The sequence below is a fragment of the Streptomyces sparsus genome (genome assembly GCF_054776295.1).
In genome coordinates, this window is sequence record NZ_BAAHCA010001158.1 from 1 (window position 1) to 1,345 (window position 1,345).

The 1,345-nt window shown below is 73.7% G+C and carries 1 protein-coding gene; it reads right to left on the reverse strand.

Going from position 1 to position 1,345, the window contains the following annotated elements; all coding sequences use genetic code 11:
* Nucleotides 1-141: 141 nt before the first annotated feature.
* Entirely contained in the window at nt 142-1,098 is a 957-nt protein-coding gene (locus ACYVE9_RS27110; RefSeq protein ID WP_461030532.1) for an RluA family pseudouridine synthase, read from the reverse strand.
* Nucleotides 1,099-1,345: the final 247 nt, after the last annotated feature.

Below are 1,345 nucleotides of genomic sequence, written 5' to 3' on the forward strand. Positions count from 1 at the left end.
CACGCCGCTCGGCGCCCCCCTGGCCGCGTCCACGGCGCTGTTCCGCAGGCGGCCCCCGCCACCCGCTGCCCCCGACTGTCGGCGCCCCGCTGCCCCCGGCTGTCGGCTGTCGGCTGTCGGCTGTCGGCTGTCGGCTGTCGGCTAGGAGCTCTCCGCCCGCACGCGGTCCAGCGCGCGTTGCAGGTCCTCCGGATAGCCCGTCTCGAATTCCACCCACTCGCCGTGCCCGGGGTGGGTGAACCCCAGCCTGACGGCGTGCAGCCACTGGCGGGTCAGGCCCAGCCGCTTGGCGAGGGTGGGGTCGGCGCCGTAGGTGAGGTCGCCGACACAGGGGTGCCGGTGGGCGGACATGTGCACGCGGATCTGGTGCGTGCGCCCGGTCTCCAGCTTGATGTCGAGCAGGCTGGCCGCGCGGAACGCCTCGATCAGGTCGTAGTGCGTGACGGAGGGCTTGCCGTCGGCGGTCACGGCCCACTTGTAGTCGTGCTGCGGGTGGCGGCCCACAGGGGCGTCGATGGTGCCGCTCAACGGGTCGGGGTGGCCCTGGACCATGGCGTGGTAGCGCTTGTCGACGGTGCGCTCGCGGAACTGCTGCTTCAGCAGGGTGTAGGCGCGCTCCGACTTGGCGACGACCATCAGCCCGGACGTGCCCACGTCGAGGCGGTGCACGATGCCCTTGCGCTCGGCGGCGCCCGAGGTCGAGATGGTGAACCCCGCCGCGGCGAGACCGCCGATGACGGTCGTGCCGGTCCAGCCAGGGCTGGGGTGGGCGGCCACCCCGACCGGCTTGGAGATCACCACCACGTCGTCGTCGTCGTGCACGATCTCCATGCCCTCGACGGGCTCGGCGACCACCCGCAGCGGCGCGGGCGGCTCGGGCATCTCCACTTCCAGCCACGCGCCGCCGACCACCCGGTCGGACTTGCCGGCAGCGGAGCCGTCGACGCGGACCTTCCCTTCCGCGGCCAGCTCGGCCGCCCTCGTGCGGGAGAAGCCGAACATCCTGGCAAGGGCGGCGTCGAGACGCTCACCCTCCAGTCCGTCGGGTACGGGCAGGGTTCGGACCTCGGAAGGCGCTGGGTTACCTGGGTTGCTCACCCGACCGAGTATGCCGGAGTCGGCCACTCCTTCGGCCCAGCCCCAGGTGCGGCGGCGGCTACCGGGAGTGACGGTGTGACTGCGCCCCTCCCGCAGAACAGCCGCCCGTCGCCGCCCGGAGCCGTCCCATGGCCTGCCGCACCCTCCTTCGCGTCCGCCGGCCGCGCGCCCTGCTCACCGCGCTGCTCACGCTCTGCGCGACCGGTGCGACGCTCGGCCCCTCCCCCGCCGCCGCCGCGTTCCAGAC